Source organism: Pseudomonas sp. P4_B3 (assembly GCF_056402295.1).
The window spans coordinates 37,119-54,801 of sequence record NZ_JBFUHR010000009.1; the positions used below are offsets into that span (position 1 = coordinate 37,119).

Consider the following 17,683-nt stretch of genomic DNA (forward strand, 5'->3'; position numbering starts at 1 on the left):
CATGACTTCTAAAAACAACCCGGCCACTGCAGTAACCGATCTGACGTTGAGCCCCGCGGCCAACAGCCCGTCATCACCGAAGCCATTGACTCACTCCCGCCCGTTGGCGACCCAGCAATACCTGTACTTCACCGAAACCAACACCGACCGCATCCTCGATAACCTCGACGGCCTGCGCGACATGGTGTTCCCGCGCGCTCCGCACCTGGAAGGCGACAGCGAACAGCACAACGATCAGGAATTCCCGTCGGTGTGCCTGATCGGCCTGGGCCGCTGCGGCTCGAACATTGCGCTGGACGTGGCGGAGCTGGTGTACAACGCCCGCAAGTTCTACCTCAACGAATTCAACAACGAAGATCGCCTGTCGCCGGACAAGCGTTTTGCCGAAAAGGGCTACAGCCCGGCCCAGTGGATCCGCAACAACCTGCGCCTGGGCCAGAACAAAAACACCAAGCCGGTGTTTCTGGTCGAGCCGCTGGTGATGCTCGGCGACCTGGACAAGGACATCGCCGGACGCATCCGTTTCTCGCGCAAGGGCGAAAAAAGCGGCTTCCTGCGCGACTACAGCAAGATGAAAATCATGGACTTGTCGGAAGTCCACGCCGGTGGCGCCGGTAACGCGCCGATCCTCGGTCAGTACCTGGCCAAGATCATCCTGAACAAGGACACCCAGCGTTTCTCCAGCCCTGACTGGAAGATGATCCACTCGTACCTGATCGACAGCTGCGGCATCAAGGCCAACCAGTCGCGCCTGTATTTCTCGATCTTCAGTGCCGGCGGCGGTACCGGCTCGGGCATGGCCTCGGAATTCGGCCTGGCCCAGCAGCACTCGTACATGAACAAGACGTTCGACACCAAACCGATGGACGAGCACGACAGCAAGAGCGGCCACGCCTTCGTCTTCGAACCGATCTTCACCAGTGGCATCTGTGTACTGCCGAACATTTCCGATCACCGCAGTGAAATGTCCGAGGCCCTGCACATAAATGCCGGCCGCCTGCTGTGCAAGTACCTGTCGGAAGAGTGGGACTTCTCCTACAACTTCGCCAACGAAGACAGCAGCGAAGCCAGCGTCATGGGCCGCATCCGCCCATGGAACGCGATGATGCTGATCTCCAACGACATCATGCGTTACGCCGAAGAGAACGATGACGGCAATATCCAGAACATTGATGTCAATGCCATGGAAAAGCATGCCAACCAATACATTTCACAGCAGATCTTCAACATTCTGACGGCCCAGGCGGTGACCACCGACTACGACCAGAACTATTTCCGTCGCGCCGGCATCGACATCGGCGAAACCATCCGCCTGGACGCCAACGACCTGTTCATGAGCCTGGCCGGCCCGGTGGCGATTGCCTACGCAGAGTCCGTAGTGCCGGAAACCCCGCCGCCGAGCAGCGACAAATTCAAGGTGTTCGAGAAAGAGCCGCAGCGTCTGAACATCGATGACCTGTTCTTCCGTTCGATCGACCTGCCGCACTTCAACAAGGTCACCCAGGCCATCGAAGGCATCAGCCTGTTACCGATCGAGTCCAAACGCTATCGCGCGTCGCTGGAGCAGTACAAGAACTCGGGTTACGACGCGGCGGCCCTGCACGACCTGCACTTCTTCAAGAATTGCTCGTCGGTGGTGTCGATCGTTTCCTTGCCGAAGGACTACAAGCTGTCCTATATGGATTTGAACCGGTTGAAGACTCACCTCAACAGCCTGTTCCCCAACACCACGCTCAAGCGCTACGCGCTGGTGATCGGTGCCTCGGCCAACCTGTCGCTGACCACCCTGATCGCCAAGAGCCCGTGCCTGTCGGACGACTTCCTGACACTGATCGTGGCCTTCATCAAGCGCTGCTTTGCGAAGTCTGCCTACCGTTTCGACGAAACCCTGGACAACTCGATCCTGGACTTCATCGTCCAGGAGGAATTCGACGAAGGCCGCATCGACGACTTGCTCAACGAATTCGAGAACCCGGCGAAGATCCTCGATACCAACTGGTACGCGATCAAACCAATGTATGAGAAGAAGTACCGTGAGCTGATCAACGACAAGGAAAAATTCGTCTCGATCAACGACATCCGCCTGTCGCGCGACTGTGTGAAGAAAGCGATCAAGTACCTGCGCGAGATCTACCGTCACCGCATTGGCAAGACCAAGGTCATTTCGTTGAACAACCATACGGGCAAGACGGCTTAAACCTGAAAAGATCGCAGCCTGCGGCAGCTCCTACGGGCGTACACCTGGCCCTGTAGGAGCTGCCGCAGGCTGCGATCTTTTTCTTTTATCCACATCCAGAAACAATTGAGCAGCCGTTCAGTTGCCCTCTCAACTGTTCCCGTTACGTTTACGTCACCGTGAAGCTGTGGCCTTTCTCTACGGCAACATGCCATCACGCTACCCGGCTACACACTTTTCCCCCTGAAATGAACGCACTAAACAGGTGCAATCTTTCAAGCCTGCGCCCTTTCCTGGACCAGAATCCACGGCGAAACAACCACGGCCCACAACTGTGGATCACGTTCAAAAAGATCCAGCGCCCGTGTTTCAGAGAGCTTGGCGAGTTTGTCAGCAGCCAGCCAGGCGGCCACTTTCTCCCCTTCATCCTGGGCCACGGCCTCGGCGGCGGCGATCAAATCCAGGCCGGGATCGACCCACAATAGGGCACCCTTGGCGAAGAACGGCTCCAGCTCTTTCCAGGTAATAGATGCGGTTTCACCAAGCAGCTTGGCATAGAGGGTGCTAGGTTCTTGATTCATGGGACTGTCCGGAAAAGAAATCGACGCGAATGATAACGTCGCTGGTCTGGCAGAAAAACCCGGATGCAATTGAGTGACCGAAATGAAAAGCGCAGTAAAGCCAGGGAATGCACTGAATCCGGCTATAAGCCCTTCAACACCCCCGCCGCAATTCTGTCTTTTTCTTTCAATAAAGCGACACCTGCAGGTTTTGCCCCCCGGCGCCGCCTTCCCAGGCTGACAATCGGCGCTCTACACTGTACCGGTACAGTTGCCGGGGGGCATTTCCGGGGGGATGTCGTGGATATCTGACCCGGTTCTGCTGCCATCGGCGCCAGGACTATAAAAACTACAACAGTAAGAGTGGAGCACTATGACTAAGGCTACTAAGCAGATTTCCAAACTGTTTGCCGCTATGGTTCTGGCCGGGGTTGCCAGCCATTCGTTCGCAGCTGACACCATCAAGATCGGCATCGCAGGCCCTAAAACCGGCCCGGTCACTCAATACGGCGACATGCAGTTCATCGGTGCCAAGATGGCCATCGAGCAGATCAACGCCAAGGGCGGCGTCGACGGAAAGATGCTCGAAGCCAAGGAATACGACGACGCGTGCGACCCTAAACAAGCCGTGGCCGTCGCCAACAAAGTGGTCAACGATGGTGTGAAATTCGTTGTCGGTCACCTCTGCTCCAGCTCCACTCAACCGGCTTCGGACATCTACGAAGACGAAGGCGTGATCATGATCACCCCGGCTGCCACCAGCCCGGACATCACCGCACGTGGTTACAAAATGGTGTTCCGCACCATCGGCCTGGACAGCGCCCAGGGCCCTGCTGCCGGTAACTACATCGCCAACCACGTAAAACCGAAAATCGTTGCTGTGCTGCACGACAAACAGCAATACGGTGAAGGCATCGCCACTTCCGTGAAGAAAACCCTCGAAGGCAAAGGCGTCAAGGTTGCCGTGTTCGAAGGCCTCAACGCCGGTGACAAGGACTTCTCCTCGATCATCCAGAAGCTCAAGCAAGCCAACGTCGACTTCGTCTACTACGGCGGCTACCACCCGGAACTGGGCCTGATCCTGCGTCAATCCAAGGAAAAGGGCCTGAACGCCAAGTTCATGGGGCCTGAAGGTGTGGGCAACGACTCCATCTCGCAAATCGCCCAGGACGCTTCCGAAGGCCTGTTGGTGACCCTGCCGAAGTCTTTCGACCAGGACCCGTCCAACAAGGCGCTGGTTGAGGCGTTCGCCGCCAAGAAACAGGACCCGACCGGCCCGTTCGTGTTCCCGGCCTACTCGGCTGTCGAAGTGATCGCCGAAGGCATCAAGGCAGCGAAGAGCGAAGACACCGCCAAGGTGGCTGAAGCCATTCACAAAGGCACCTTCAAGACTCCGACCGGCGACCTGTCGTTCGACGAAAAGGGCGACCTGAAGGACTTCAAGTTCGTGGTTTATCAGTGGCATTTCGGTAAACCAAAGACCGAAGTTTCGCCTCAGTAAACTGGCTCCATAAGTAATAGAGCCCACTGCGCAAGCAGTGGGCTTTGTTTTACGAGGTTAATAGGTCAGAGTCCCGCGATCCGGGAGCTGACTTACCTGAAAATCTTAAAACCGTCACCAGCGGTTCGCTGGCAAACGCTCGTGCGAAGGTGGCTACAGACCACACAGCCCGGGCCGGAACATGACTCCACCAGTGAAATGCGTATCAGGTTTTTAGGAGCGTTGTAATGCCTGAGATCTATCACTTCTTCCAACAGCTGGTTAATGGTCTGACCATTGGCAGCACCTATGCCCTGATTGCCATTGGCTACACAATGGTTTACGGCATTATTGGAATGATCAACTTCGCCCATGGCGAGGTCTACATGATCGGCTCCTACGTGGCCTTCATCGTCCTTGCCGGACTGGCCATGCTGGGTATCCATTCTCTGCCACTGTTGATGACCGCCGCATTCCTGGCGACCATCGTTGTAACCAGTGCCTACGGCTACAGCATCGAACGGATCGCCTACCGCCCCCTGCGGGGCAGTAACCGCCTGATCCCGCTGATCTCGGCCATCGGCATGTCGATCTTCCTGCAAAACTCCGTACTGCTCTCGCAGGACTCCAAGGACAAATCGATCCCCAACCTGATTCCGGGCAGCTTCAGTTTCGGTCCGGGCGGAGCACAGGAAGTGCTGATTTCCTACATGCAGATCCTGGTGTTCGTGGTGACCCTGGTGGTGATGCTCTGCCTCACCCAGTTCATCTCGCGTTCACGCTTGGGACGTGCCTGCCGGGCCTGTGCCGAAGACATCAAGATGGCCAACCTGCTGGGCATCAACACCAACAACATCATCGCCCTGACCTTCGTTATCGGTGCCGCCCTGGCGGCCGTGGCGGCTGTATTGCTCAGCATGCAGTATGGCGTGATCAACCCGAACGCCGGATTCCTGGTGGGCCTCAAGGCCTTTACCGCGGCGGTACTGGGTGGCATCGGCAGCATTCCGGGCGCCATGCTCGGTGGTCTGGTGCTGGGGGTGGCGGAAGCATTCGGTGCCGATATATTCGGTGACCAGTACAAGGACGTGGTGGCTTTCGGCCTTCTGGTTCTGGTGTTGTTATTCCGGCCAACCGGCCTGTTGGGGCGTCCGGAGATTGAGAAAGTATGACTAGGAATCTTAAACAAGCGCTGTTCAGCGCCCTGCTGGTCTGGGCCGTGGCCTATCCGGTACTCGGTCTGAAACTGTCCATCGCCGGCATCAACCTCGAAGTACTGGGTGCCAGTACCTCCACGCTGTTCATCATCACCGCCAGCTCGGTGCTGATGTTCCTGCGGGTGCTGTTCGACAAGCAGTGGAGCACCATGATGAAGTCAGCGCCGAAAGGCTCGCTGGTTTCGCCGAAGGTCAGCCACTTCATGACCCTGCCCAGCACCCAACGCTGGATCATCATGGGGTTGATCGTGGTCGCTCTGGTGTGGCCGTTCTTCGGCTCGCGCGGTGCGGTGGATATCGCCACGCTGATTCTGATCTATGTACTGCTCGGTCTGGGCCTGAACATCGTGGTCGGTCTGGCGGGGTTGCTCGACCTGGGCTACGTCGGTTTCTACGCGGTGGGCGCCTACAGCTATGCGCTGCTGTCGCACTACTACGGCCTGAGCTTCTGGATCTGCCTGCCCATCGCCGGACTGATGTCTGCGACGTTCGGCTTCCTGCTGGGCTTCCCGGTGCTGCGTCTGCGCGGTGACTATCTGGCGATCGTGACCCTGGGCTTCGGTGAGATCATCCGTCTGTTCCTGCGTAACCTGACGGACCTCACGGGCGGACCGAACGGCATCAGCAACATCCCCAAACCGTCGCTGTTCGGTCTGAGCTTCGATAGAACGGCCGCCGAAGGCATGCAGACCTTCCACGAGTACTTCGGCTTGACTTACAACCCGGTCAGCAAGGTGGTATTCCTCTACCTGGTGGCGCTGTTGCTGGCGCTGTTCGCGCTGTTCGTGATCAACCGTCTGCTGCGTATGCCGATCGGCCGTGCCTGGGAAGCCTTGCGTGAAGACGAAATCGCCTGCCGTGCCTTGGGCCTGAACCCGACCGTGATCAAGCTGTCGGCCTTCACCCTGGGCGCCTGCTTCGCCGGATTTGCCGGTAGCTTCTTCGCTGCACGTCAGGGTCTGGTGACGCCGGAGTCATTTACCTTCATCGAATCGGCCACCATCCTCGCCATCGTGGTGCTGGGCGGCATGGGCTCGCAATTGGGCGTGGTCCTCGCGGCCGTCGTAATGATTCTGTTGCCCGAGCTGATGCGTGACTTCAGCGAATACCGCATGTTGATGTTCGGTGCCTTGATGGTGCTGATGATGATCTGGCGTCCTCAAGGTCTGCTGCCCATGCAACGTCCTCACATGGAGCTGCGTAAATGAGCCGCGAGATCCTTAAAGTAGAAAATCTGAGCATGCGCTTCGGCGGTTTGCTGGCGGTCAACGGCGTAGCCCTGAGCGTGAAGGAAAAGCAGGTCGTGGCACTGATCGGCCCCAACGGCGCCGGCAAGACCACCGTGTTCAACTGCCTGACCGGCTTCTACAAGCCGAGCGGCGGCAGCATCCTGCTGGACGGCGAGGCCATCGAGGGCCTGCCCGGCCACAAGATCGCCCTCAAGGGCGTGGTGCGTACTTTCCAGAACGTGCGGCTGTTCAAGGACATGACCGCGGTCGAGAACCTCTTGATCGCCCAGCACCGTCACTTGAACACCAACTTCCTGTCCGGCCTGTTCAAGACCCCGTCATTTCGCAGAAGCGAACGCGAGGCCATGGAGTACGCCGAGTACTGGCTGGAAAAGGTTCACCTCAAGGAGTTCGCCAACCGTCCGGCCGGCACCCTGGCCTACGGTCAGCAACGTCGCCTGGAAATCGCCCGCTGCATGATGACCCGTCCGCGGATCCTCATGCTCGACGAACCGGCCGCCGGCCTGAACCCAAAGGAAACCGAAGACCTCAAGGCGCTGATCAGTGTGCTGCGTGAGGAGCACAACGTCACCGTGCTGCTGATCGAACACGACATGAAACTGGTCATGAGCATTTCCGACCACATCGTCGTGATCAACCAGGGCACCCCCCTGGCCAACGGCACGCCGGAACAGATCCGCGACAATCCTGAAGTGATCAAAGCCTACCTGGGGGAAGCGTAAATGCTGCAGTTCGAAAACGTTTCCACCTTCTACGGCAAGATCCAGGCCCTGCACAGCGTCAACGTCGAAGTCCGTCAGGGCGAGATCGTGACCCTGATCGGCGCCAACGGTGCCGGCAAGTCGACCCTGCTGATGACGCTCTGCGGTTCGCCGCAGGCCCACAGCGGCAGCATCCGCTACATGGGTGAGGAACTGGTCGGTCAGGACTCCTCGCAGATCATGCGCAAGAGCATCGCCGTGGTACCGGAAGGTCGTCGGGTGTTTTCCCGCCTGACCGTGGAAGAAAACCTCTCCATGGGTGGTTTCTTCACCGACAAGGGCGATTATCAGGAACAGATGGACAAGGTCCTCGGACTTTTCCCACGCCTGAAAGAACGCTTCGCCCAGCGTGGCGGCACCATGTCCGGTGGCGAACAGCAAATGCTCGCCATCGGCCGTGCGCTGATGAGCAAGCCCAAGCTGTTGCTGCTCGACGAGCCTTCCCTGGGCCTGGCACCGATCATCATCCAGCAGATCTTCGACATCATCGAACAGCTGCGCAAGGACGGTGTGACGGTGTTCCTGGTCGAGCAGAACGCCAACCAGGCGCTGAAAATCGCTGACCGCGCCTACGTGCTGGAGAACGGCCGGGTGGTGATGCAAGGCACCGGCGAAGCGCTGCTGACCGACCCGAAAGTGCGCGAAGCGTACCTCGGTGGCTAAACCATTGCGTTAAACAGAAAACGGCCTTCGGGCCGTTTTTTTATGCCTGCGTACATTCCTGTAGGAGCTGGCTTGCCAGCGAATGCGCTTTCACATTCAACGATGATGTTGGCTGATCCACCGTCTTCGCTGGCAAGCCAGCTCCTACAGGGCGCGTGTGAGGATTACAGCCGATCCAGCACCTCCCCGCTGCGCTTGAACCACCCGATCAAATAATCCGCCAGTACCTGCGTGCGCTTGGGCAAACCGCCCTGATACGGATGCACCAGATACATCGGCATGCTGCGGGTCTGATAATCGCGCAGCAGCCATCGCAAACGCCCGTCCGCCAGCTCCGTTGGCAAACAGTAGGACGGCAGGCGCGCAATACCGGCACCGACCAGTGCGGCTTTCTTCAACAGGTTGTAGTGGTTGCTGGCGAACGGCCCCGACACCCGCACCCGCAACAATTCATGCTGCTGGTGATACAGCCATTCTTCGCGGCCGCTGTAATGGCTGTTGAGCAGGCAGCGATGTTCGGCCAGCGCCTGGGGCGTTTGCGGCTCACCGTATTGTTCCAGATAAGCCGGACTGGCACAGGTCAGTTCTTGCCACGCCAGCAACGGACGCGCCACCAGTCGCTGGTCAATCGCCACGTCAGAACGAATCGCCAGATCGAAGCCGTCGCGGGACAGTTCGCGGTAGCTGTTGTTGAGCTCCAGCTCAATCTGCACCTGAGGGTATTTGGCGGAGAACTCCAGCAACAACCCATCGAAGAAGGTTTCCCCGAGCGACACCGGCACCGTCATCCGCACCGGACCGGCCATGTCGTCCTTCAGACGCGCCAGGGCCTGACGCGCCCGCTCGACTTGCACCACCAGCGCCTGTGCCTGGGGCAACAACGCAGCACCGGCGGCGGTCAGGCTCAAGCGGCGGGTGGTACGTTGCAACAGCACCACGGAAAACTGCGCTTCTAGCTGGCTGATGCGCTTGGACAGCTGGCCTTTGCTGCAACCGAGCTGCTGCGCCGCCAGGGTGAAACTTCCCGCTTCGATCAATACGGCGAACGCGGCCAGGTCATCCATCTCGCTCATGGATTGTTTCCATTTGAAAACCAAAGGTTGCCTATTAGTGCGCTTATCTACGGAAAAAACCACCCTAAACTGATACCTCGTTCAACCCATACGAGGATCAGCCCCCATGAAAATTCTTTTGATCGGCGCAAACGGCACCATCGGTTCGGCAGTCGACAAGGAACTGTCGCAACGCCACGAAATCATCCGGATTGGCCGTAACAGCGGCGATTTTCAGGTGGACATCAGCGACAGCACCTCGATTCGCAAACTGTTCGAGCAGACCGGCAAATTCGATGCACTGGTGTGTGCCGCCGGCAACGTGACCTTCGCACCGCTCAATGAGATGACCGAGGAGAGCTTTACCCTGGGCCTGAAAGATAAACTCATGGGCCAGGTCAACCTGCTGTTGATCGGCCGCGAGTTCGCCAATGACGGCGCATCGTTCACCTTCACCACTGGCGTGCTCAGTCACGATCCGATTTACAGCGGCGCGTCGGCAGCCTTGGTCAACGGAGCGTTGGACAGCTTCGTCCGCGCCGCCGCCATCGAACTGCCGCGCGGTCTGCGGGTGAATTCGATCAGTCCGAACGTGCTGGTGGAAGCCATGGGCAAATACGCGCCGTACTTCCGTGGCTTCAAGCCGGTTCCTGCAGCGGATGTTGCATTGGCCTACGCCAAGAGCGTGGAAGGGTTGCAGACCGGTCAGACCTTTCACATCTGAAGACCGAAGCACACAGGTTGTGACAGTGCCTGTACATAGTGGAGGCAATAACGGGTTGTGATGAACGGTCAGCCTGAGTAACGTGGCGACACTTGTCAGGAGACCCCAAGATGCGTGTTGCCCGTTCCCTAGTCCTCGTTGCCCTGCTTCCGCTGTTCGCCGCTTGCCAGTTGTTCGAGGGTGAACGGCAGAGCGACTCCCACGTCGGCCAGACACGCATGCAAGGCCAGCTGACCGCGGCGGACGGCAAGCTGCTGTTCCAGCCGTGCAACCAGGCAAACCGCTATGTGGTCAACGACACGGGTGGTACCAGCGTCCTGCAGCAGGCGGCAAACCTGGCGGACAAGCAGGGCAAACTGTTTGCCGACGTGCGTGGGCGGGTTGTGGCCGGCAGCGGTGGTGACGGTCAGGTCGATCTGGAGCAGTTGTACCGTGTCGAGCGCTCAGGCACCGCGTGCGACGATCCGAACTTCAAACTGCTGATCCTGCGCGCCGCCGGCCATACGCCGGAATGGAACGTCAAGGTCAGCGGCAAAGGCATGGTCATTGACCGCGCCGGCCAGCCTCCCCTCGCCGTGCCCTACGTGGAAGAGCAACTGGGCGATGGCCGTTTCAACCTCAGCACCGAAGCCAATAACCAACACATCGAACTGTGGGTTGCGCCGCAACGTTGCGTCGACAGCAGCACTGGCAGCATCCAGCACATGAGTGCCGAGCTGCGCGTTGACGGCCAGGTCCAGCGTGGATGCGGGTATTTCGGCGGCTCGCGCGACGACTGATTCGACGAGAGGCGGTTTTTGCCTCACTGGGCATTGCCTTTGGGGCTTATAATCGCGGGCTTCAAACGCCCTGGCGCAGTTGTGCGCCCCGCGAACCGGATCCTGCCATGTTACGAATCACCGAACTCAAGTTGCCGATCGACCATCCCGAAGAAGACCTGCGCCCTGCCATCGTGCAGCGCTTAGGGCTTGCCAGCGATGACCTGCTCGATTTCACCTTGTTCAAGCGCAGCTACGATGCGCGAAAAAAGTCCTCCGAGCTGTGCTTCATCTACACCATCGACCTTGAAGTTCGCGATGAGGCTTTGGTCCTGCACAAGTTTGCCGATGACCGTAACGTCAACGTGGCGCCTGATGTCAGCTACAAAGCGGTAGGCCAGGCACCGGCCGACCTGAGCGCGCGGCCGATCGTCGTCGGCTTCGGCCCGTGCGGGATTTTCGCCGGGCTGCTGCTGGCGCAAATGGGCTTCAAGCCGATCATCCTCGAACGCGGCACCGAAGTACGCCAGCGCACCAAGGACACTTGGGGCCTGTGGCGCAAAAGCGTGCTCAACCCGGAATCCAACGTGCAGTTCGGTGAAGGCGGAGCAGGGACATTCTCCGACGGCAAGCTCTACAGCCAGATCAAGGACCCGAAATTCCTCGGTCGTAAAGTCCTGCACGAATTCGTCATGGCCGGTGCCCCGGAAGAAATCCTCTACGTCAGCAAACCGCACATCGGTACGTTCCGTCTGACCGGCGTGGTGGAAAACATGCGTGAGCAGATTCGCGCCCTGGGCGGTGAAGTGCGCTTCCAGCAGCGTGTCACCGACGTGCTGATCGAAGACGGACAACTGGTCGGCGTCGAACTCAATGGCGGCGAACAGATTCATTCGAAACACGTGATCCTGGCCCTTGGCCACAGCGCCCGCGACACTTTCCGCATGCTCCACGGCCGTGGTGTGTTCATGGAAGCCAAGCCGTTCTCGGTGGGTTTCCGCATCGAACACCCGCAGTCGCTGATCGACCGTGCGCGCCTGGGCAAGTACGCCGGCCACCCGAAACTGGGCGCCGCCGACTACAAACTGGTGCACCACGCCAAGAACGGCCGCTCGGTCTACAGCTTCTGCATGTGCCCGGGCGGTACTGTGGTGGCAGCGACTTCCGAGCCGAACCGCGTGGTCACCAACGGCATGAGCCAGTACTCGCGTAACGAGCGCAATGCCAACTCCGGTATCGTCGTTGGCATCACGCCGGAAGTCGATTACCCGGGCGGCCCGCTGGCCGGTATCGAGCTGCAGGAGCGCCTGGAATCCCACGCCTTTGTGCTGGGCGGCAGCAACTACGAAGCCCCGGCGCAACTGGTCGGCGATTTTATCGCGGGCAAACCGTCCACCGAACTGGGCAGCGTCGAACCGTCCTACAAGCCGGGCGTAGCCCTGGGTGACCTGGCGTTGGCACTGCCGGCGTTCGCCATCGAAGCGATTCGCGAAGCCCTGCCGGCGTTCGAGAAGCAGATTCGTGGTTACTCGCTGCACGACGCGGTGTTGACCGGCATCGAGACCCGAACCTCCTCACCGCTGCGCATTACCCGTAACGAGTCGTTGCAGAGCCTGAACGTGAAAGGCCTGTTCCCGGCCGGTGAGGGTGCCGGTTATGCGGGCGGGATTCTGTCGGCGGGTGTTGACGGGATTCGGATTGCAGAGGCTGTGGCTCGGGACATCCTCGGCCTGGAGGCTTAAGCCTTAGAGCAAAAGATCGCAGCCTTCGGCAGCTCCTACAGGATTTACACCATTCCCTGTAGGAGCTGCCGAAGGCTGCGATCTTTTCATTTGTGTCAGATATTGGCGCGCAACACGCTAGCCGGCAGCGCCTCACCCCGCTCCACCGTCGCCGCTACCGCAGCCATCAAACCACTCAACTCATATCCCTGAGCCTTGAGCCAATCCTGATCGTAATAGGTTGTGGCGTAGCGCTCGCCGCTGTCACACAGAATCGCCACCATCGACCCCGTCTCCCCCTGCGCCTTCATGTGCTGAGCGGCCATCAGTGCGCCGATCAGGTTGGTCCCGCTCGACCCGCCCACATGGCGTCCCAAACGCTCCGCCAGGTAGTGCATGGCCGCCAGTGACAAGGCATCCGGCACCTTGACCATCGCGTCGATCACCTTGGGCAGAAACGACGCCTCCACACGCGGCCGGCCGATACCTTCGATCCGCGAGCCGTGGTCCAGTCGCAGGCTGGCATCGCCGGTCTGGTAGTAATCGAAGAACACCGAACGCTCGGCATCGGCACACAGCACGCGGGTGCAATACTGGCGATAACGCACATATCGGCCCAGGGTGGCCGTGGTGCCCCCGGTACCGGGACTGGAAATCAGCCAGCTCGGCTCGGGATGCTGCTCGAAACGCATCTGATGAAAGATCGACTCGGCAATGTTGTTGTTCGCCCGCCAGTCGGTGGCGCGCTCGGCGTAGGTGAACTGGTCAATGAAGTGCCCGTCGTTTTCGCGGGCCAGTCGTTCGGACTCGGCGTAGATCTGGGTCGGATCGTCCACCAGGTGGCTTTGGCCGCCATAGAAGGCGATTTGCGCGATCTTTTCTTTCGAGGTAGTCGCCGGCATCACCGCAATGAACGGCAAGCCCAGCATGCGCGCGAAGTACGCTTCGGAAATCGCCGTGGAACCGCTGGAAGCCTCAATGACCGGCGCTCCTGGCTTGAGCCAGCCATTACACAGCGCGTACAGGAACAGCGAACGGGCCAGTCGGTGCTTGAGACTGCCCGTGGGGTGGCTGGATTCATCCTTGAAGTACAACTCGATGCCTGGAAAACCCGGCAGCGGCAAGGGGATCAAGTGGGTGTCGGCGCTGCGCTGGAAATCGGCTTCGATGATCCGGATCGCTTCGCGGGACCACTGTCGGTTGTCGCTCATGATGGTTTTCTCGTTGAATCGGGCAGGGGTCGGCCTTTTATCGAGGCTCATCCAACAAGCTTAGGAAAAAACCTACATCCAGCACAGGTACAGCTGAGGTCCAATACGCCCGGCAACTGCTAGGCTCTGCTCGGTACTGGCGGTTCACTCTGTAACAGCATATAACAAAAAAGAATATAACTTTTGTTTTAACAACTAACAGTACTTGTTAGGGTGTAACACCTTTTGAATTCACGGATGGAGAGCGACCTTGCCTCTGCGTAGCACTTTCACGCGTTTCTTTCAGTTGGAAGCTGCCAGCGGTCTGTTACTGATCGCCGCTGCCGTTCTGGCTCTAATCATCAACAACTCGCCGCTGTCGTGGCTGTACAACGGCCTGCTGGACACCCCCGTGGTGGCGCAGATCGGCGCGCTTAAAATCGCCAAGCCGTTGCTGCTGTGGATCAACGACGGCCTGATGGCGCTGTTTTTCCTGCTGATTGGCCTGGAAGTGAAGCGCGAAGTCCTCGACGGCCAGTTGTCCAAACCGTCGCAAATCGTCCTGCCTGGCGCGGCGGCGATTGGCGGCATGGTAGTGCCGGCGCTGATCTACTGGTACCTCAATCGCGACACGCCACCGGCCCTCAACGGCTGGGCAATCCCGACCGCTACCGACATCGCCTTCGCCCTTGGTGTGCTGGCGCTGCTGGGCAAACGCGTTCCGGTCTCGCTGAAACTGTTCCTGATGACCCTGGCGATCATCGACGACCTCGGCGCGATCATCATCATTGCGATCTTCTATTCCGGTGCGCTGTCGACCCTGTCCCTGGCGCTGGCCGCGGCCTGTATTGCCGCGCTGATCGGGATGAACCGGCTCGGCGTGGTCAAGCTCGGGCCCTACATGATCATTGGCTTGATTCTCTGGGTCTGCGTGCTCAAGAGCGGTGTCCACGCCACCCTGGCCGGTGTAACCCTGGCTTTCTGCATTCCGCTGCGCACGAAAAATGCCGAGCCCTCGCCATTGCTGACCCTGGAACACGCCCTGCACCCGTGGGTCGCCTACGGCATCCTGCCGCTGTTCGCGTTTGCCAATGCCGGCCTGTCCCTGAGCGGTGTCACCGTCGAAAGCTTCACTCACCACGTCCCCATGGGCATCGCCATCGGGCTGTTGCTGGGCAAGACCGTCGGTGTCTTCGGCCTGACCTGGCTGGCCGTGAAAACCGGTATCGCCGCCCTGCCCCAAGGCGCCAATTGGGGCCAGATATTGGGCGTGGCGATTCTCTGCGGCATCGGCTTCACCATGAGCCTGTTTGTCGGCTCGCTGGCCTTTGAGCCGGGCGTGAGTGATTTCGCCGGGATGGACCGCATGGGGATCCTGACCGGTTCGATTCTGGCCGCGCTGATCGGTTATGGGGTGACGGCGATGGCGAGCCGCAAGAACTCCAGCCTGGCATCCTGATAAACCGCGATAACGCCTGGCGCCAATCAAGACTCGTCTCAGCCAAAAACAAAAAACCCGATCAGTCACCTGATCGGGTTTTTTGTTTATCCGGTGTTTGCGCTTAGTGCGAAACGCGGCTGGTGCCATTCACACTGGCGATGCGCACACGCTCGCCAACACGGAACACCTCGTTCGGCTGAACTTCCTGAACGTAGGCGCGCATGCTGCCATCGTCTTCGCGCACGGTGATTTCCACGCCCTGGGTGCGGGTCAGGCCTTCTTCAGCGGCCGAACCGAGCAGACCGCCGGCCACAGCACCGATGACGGCAGCAACGACGCTGCCTTTGCCACCACCGATGGAGCTACCGCCAACGCCGCCGACCACTGCGCCTGCAGCGCCGCCGATCGGGGTTTTGGTGCCTTCGATTTTCACCGGACGCAATGCTTCGATGGTGCCCATGCGAACGGTCTGCACACGACGCGCCTCGTCACGGGAGTAGGAGTCACCGGTCAGGTTCGATTGGCAACCAGTGAGCAACATCGCCATCGTGGAAAAGGAAGCAACCAGCAGAACAGACTTACGCATAGCATCAACTCCAAAGAAACAGATATTCATTAAACTCCGCAGCTTGACGCCTGTCACGGCACCGCCCGGGTAAAATTGGTTTGATTCAGGCTCCGTTAAGGCGCCTCCACGAACTCACACAGTAGCGGCAAAATCGGAAAACTGCCCCACTGGCCAAGGATTTTCATGGACTACTTTATCATTTTCGTTACTACCGTCGCTGGTCTGTACTTCCACGGATGGTTGTACGTACGGATCAAACGCTGGATGGACCGCGACCTGGCGCTAGCGCTGGCGGGCAAGGACGAGCAGAAAAAAGCCTTCATGCTCGAACAGTTGGCGAGCGCTCAGGTGCAGAAGATCAAGCGTCGAGACCTGCCGAAGTGGCTAGAGGCCGCTGCGGCAGGCTATCCCGGTAGGTAAACGGCTCAGGGGGCCAGACGTTCAAGAATCCAGCCGGTGCCCTGCTGGCGGTAATTGAGGCGGTCGTGCAGGCGGCTTGGGCGGCCCTGCCAGAATTCAATGCGCTCCGGCAGCAGGCGATAACCGCCCCAGTGTTCCGGGCAATGCGGCTGGGTGTCGCTGAAACGGTGCTCGGTGTCCTTGAGCAACGCTTCGAGCGCGCCACGATCGGCGATCACACGGCTCTGCGGCGATGCCCAGGCCCCCAGGCGACTGCCCAGCGGACGGACCTGATAATAGGCGTCGGACTCCTCAGGCGTGACCTTCACCACCCGCCCTTCGATGCGCACCTGGCGCTCCAGCGCCGGCCAGAAAAACGTCATGGCCGCGAACGGATTCACGGCCAGGTGCTGGCCCTTGGCGCTGTCGTAGTTGGTAAAAAAGGTGAAGCCCTGTTCGTCCAGGCCCTTGAGCAACAAAATGCGACAGTGCGGTCGACCGTCCTGGTCAACGGTAGCCAGGGTCATGGCGTTGGCTTCCACCGGCGCCTGTTCGGTTTTCACCGCGTCGGCGAACCACTGGTGGAACAGCGCAAACGGCTCGGCCGGGGCTTGTGCCTCGGTCAGGCCGTCACGGGTGTAGTCACGACGCATATCAGCCAGGCCCTGGGTCATGGCGCATTCCTTTTGGTTAACGAATCACTGCTTTGCAGTATCGGTGGCGGCGCCTTTCTTGTCAGCCGCGGAGGCTTTGGCTGGCGTAGTCTTTTTCGCCGGCGTTGCGGTTTTCGCAGGTGATTTCTTGGCCGGAGCTTTTTTGGCTGGCGCTTTTTTCGTGGTCGGGACGGTCGCTTTTTTCGCAGCCGGGGCCGGTGTCACAGGCTTGGCGACCGGCTTGACATCAGCGGCAGTGACCTTGCTCACAGGGGCCGGCGCCGGCATGTTGTACTTGCTCAGCAGTGCGACCATGGTGTTTTGCGGGGTCACCAGCAGCTCCACGCGGCGGTTCAACGCACGCCCTTCCGCGCTGTCGTTGGCGGCGCGCGGCGCATCACCGCCCAGGCCACGCAGCATCAGGCGATCACGCTGCAAACCACTGAGACGGAAAATCGCCGCGACGGCCTGGGCACGTTCCTGGCTCAGCTTGACGTTGGCAGACGCCGCACCGGACGTATCGCTGTGGCCGAGGATCAGGACCGCGGTCTGTGGATCGGCTTCAAGGATTTTGGCAATGCGGGTAAACGGACCGAGTGTGACCGGCAGCAGCATGGCCGGACGATCAGGGTTGAACGAGCCTTCGACCGGCGCAGTCACCACCAGCACGTTTTCACGGCGCTCGAGTTGCAGGTTGCTGCCCTTGACCGCCTCGCGCAGGCGCGGTTCGTAGTCGTCAAGCCAGGCCTGGGTGACTTTTGGATCTGGCATCGGCACAGCCTTGGCGGCGCTCTGCTTGCTGCCGCCGAACGGCCACCACCACTTGCTGCCGCTATCGGTTTCGGCCTTGGCCACCGCAACGGGTTTGACTTCAGGTTTCACCTCCGGCTTGGCCGCAGGCTTGCCGGCGCTCTCGTCGGAACCGAATGGCCAGTACCAATGGCTGCCACTTTCAGTCTTGGCAACGGGGGCTGTCGCATCTCTCTGTGGAGTCTGTGCGCAACCGGTAATAGCGAAGCACAGGGCCAAGGCGAGGGTTTTATTGGATGACATTGGATATCCACAAAAAT

17 protein-coding genes are annotated in these 17,683 nt (G+C 59.6%); 11 read left to right on the forward strand and 6 right to left on the reverse strand.

Going from position 1 to position 17,683, the window contains the following annotated elements:
- Position 1 precedes the first annotated feature (1 nt).
- On the forward strand, positions 2–2,197 hold the full coding sequence (locus AC1DWG_RS12320; protein ID WP_477763848.1) for a hypothetical protein: 2,196 nt from the start codon (positions 2–4) through the stop codon (positions 2,195–2,197).
- A 254-nt stretch (positions 2,198–2,451) separates the two neighbouring features.
- Here AC1DWG_RS12320 and AC1DWG_RS12325 read toward each other — a convergent pair whose 3' ends face one another.
- Positions 2,452–2,757 (reverse strand): DUF2288 domain-containing protein, encoded by a 306-nt coding sequence (locus AC1DWG_RS12325; RefSeq protein WP_046043985.1) that lies wholly within the window; start codon positions 2,755–2,757, stop codon positions 2,452–2,454.
- A 352-nt stretch (positions 2,758–3,109) separates the two neighbouring features.
- On the opposite strand from AC1DWG_RS12325, the gene AC1DWG_RS12330 reads away from it, so the two are divergent.
- From AC1DWG_RS12330 to AC1DWG_RS12350, 5 genes are all read left to right on the forward strand, one after another.
- Complete coding sequence (locus AC1DWG_RS12330; RefSeq protein ID WP_477755256.1) at positions 3,110–4,237, forward strand: branched-chain amino acid ABC transporter substrate-binding protein; 1,128 nt, start codon at positions 3,110–3,112, stop codon at positions 4,235–4,237.
- A 227-nt stretch (positions 4,238–4,464) separates the two neighbouring features.
- A complete protein-coding gene (livH, locus tag AC1DWG_RS12335) occupies positions 4,465–5,388 on the forward strand; it encodes a high-affinity branched-chain amino acid ABC transporter permease LivH (RefSeq protein ID WP_046043982.1) in 924 nt (307 codons plus the stop codon).
- Positions 5,385–6,641, forward strand: coding sequence for a high-affinity branched-chain amino acid ABC transporter permease LivM (locus tag AC1DWG_RS12340; RefSeq protein WP_310056572.1), 1,257 nt, complete (start codon positions 5,385–5,387; stop codon positions 6,639–6,641). Before livH ends, AC1DWG_RS12340 begins: the two co-directional genes overlap by 4 nt.
- Positions 6,638–7,405 (forward strand): high-affinity branched-chain amino acid ABC transporter ATP-binding protein LivG, encoded by a 768-nt coding sequence (livG, locus tag AC1DWG_RS12345; protein ID WP_116262161.1) that lies wholly within the window; start codon positions 6,638–6,640, stop codon positions 7,403–7,405. The genes AC1DWG_RS12340 and livG overlap by 4 nt, the downstream gene beginning before the upstream one ends.
- Positions 7,406–8,107 (forward strand): ABC transporter ATP-binding protein, encoded by a 702-nt coding sequence (locus AC1DWG_RS12350; protein WP_046043979.1) that lies wholly within the window; start codon positions 7,406–7,408, stop codon positions 8,105–8,107.
- 164 nt (positions 8,108–8,271) lie between these two features.
- On the opposite strand, the gene AC1DWG_RS12355 is transcribed toward AC1DWG_RS12350, so the two are convergent.
- Positions 8,272–9,180 (reverse strand): LysR family transcriptional regulator, encoded by a 909-nt coding sequence (locus AC1DWG_RS12355; RefSeq protein ID WP_046041267.1) that lies wholly within the window; start codon positions 9,178–9,180, stop codon positions 8,272–8,274.
- Between the two features lie 106 nt (positions 9,181–9,286).
- Here AC1DWG_RS12355 and AC1DWG_RS12360 point away from each other — a divergent pair, with 106 nt between their 5' ends.
- From AC1DWG_RS12360 to AC1DWG_RS12370, 3 genes are all read left to right on the forward strand, one after another.
- A complete protein-coding gene (locus AC1DWG_RS12360) occupies positions 9,287–9,883 on the forward strand; it encodes a short chain dehydrogenase (protein WP_477752960.1) in 597 nt (198 codons plus the stop codon).
- A 110-nt stretch (positions 9,884–9,993) separates the two neighbouring features.
- Positions 9,994–10,662: a COG3650 family protein gene (locus AC1DWG_RS12365; protein WP_477752961.1), complete on the forward strand. Its 669-nt coding sequence runs from the start codon at positions 9,994–9,996 to the stop codon at positions 10,660–10,662.
- A gap of 107 nt (positions 10,663–10,769) precedes the next feature.
- Positions 10,770–12,383 carry an NAD(P)/FAD-dependent oxidoreductase gene (locus AC1DWG_RS12370; protein ID WP_477763849.1) on the forward strand — a complete coding sequence of 538 codons (1,614 nt, stop codon included), beginning with the start codon at positions 10,770–10,772 and terminating at the stop codon, positions 12,381–12,383.
- A gap of 95 nt (positions 12,384–12,478) precedes the next feature.
- Here the strand turns inward: AC1DWG_RS12370 and AC1DWG_RS12375 are convergent, their stop codons facing one another.
- Positions 12,479–13,576 carry a PLP-dependent cysteine synthase family protein gene (locus AC1DWG_RS12375; RefSeq protein ID WP_477763956.1) on the reverse strand — a complete coding sequence of 366 codons (1,098 nt, stop codon included), beginning with the start codon at positions 13,574–13,576 and terminating at the stop codon, positions 12,479–12,481.
- A 247-nt stretch (positions 13,577–13,823) separates the two neighbouring features.
- Here AC1DWG_RS12375 and nhaA point away from each other — a divergent pair, with 247 nt between their 5' ends.
- Positions 13,824–15,011 carry a Na+/H+ antiporter NhaA gene (nhaA, locus tag AC1DWG_RS12380; RefSeq protein ID WP_477763850.1) on the forward strand — a complete coding sequence of 396 codons (1,188 nt, stop codon included), beginning with the start codon at positions 13,824–13,826 and terminating at the stop codon, positions 15,009–15,011.
- A 103-nt stretch (positions 15,012–15,114) separates the two neighbouring features.
- Here the strand turns inward: nhaA and AC1DWG_RS12385 are convergent, their stop codons facing one another.
- Positions 15,115–15,579: an outer membrane lipoprotein gene (locus AC1DWG_RS12385; RefSeq protein WP_111281476.1), complete on the reverse strand. Its 465-nt coding sequence runs from the start codon at positions 15,577–15,579 to the stop codon at positions 15,115–15,117.
- A gap of 165 nt (positions 15,580–15,744) precedes the next feature.
- Here AC1DWG_RS12385 and AC1DWG_RS12390 point away from each other — a divergent pair, with 165 nt between their 5' ends.
- Positions 15,745–15,981, forward strand: a complete 237-nt coding sequence (locus tag AC1DWG_RS12390; RefSeq protein ID WP_477752964.1) for a hypothetical protein — start codon at positions 15,745–15,747, stop codon at positions 15,979–15,981.
- A gap of 5 nt (positions 15,982–15,986) precedes the next feature.
- On the opposite strand, the gene pdxH is transcribed toward AC1DWG_RS12390, so the two are convergent.
- Together pdxH and AC1DWG_RS12400 are read right to left on the reverse strand one after the other, a co-directional pair.
- Positions 15,987–16,634, reverse strand: a complete 648-nt coding sequence (gene pdxH / locus AC1DWG_RS12395; protein WP_477763851.1) for a pyridoxamine 5'-phosphate oxidase — start codon at positions 16,632–16,634, stop codon at positions 15,987–15,989.
- 24 nt (positions 16,635–16,658) lie between these two features.
- Positions 16,659–17,666: an OmpA family protein gene (locus tag AC1DWG_RS12400; RefSeq protein WP_477763852.1), complete on the reverse strand. Its 1,008-nt coding sequence runs from the start codon at positions 17,664–17,666 to the stop codon at positions 16,659–16,661.
- Positions 17,667–17,683: the final 17 nt, after the last annotated feature.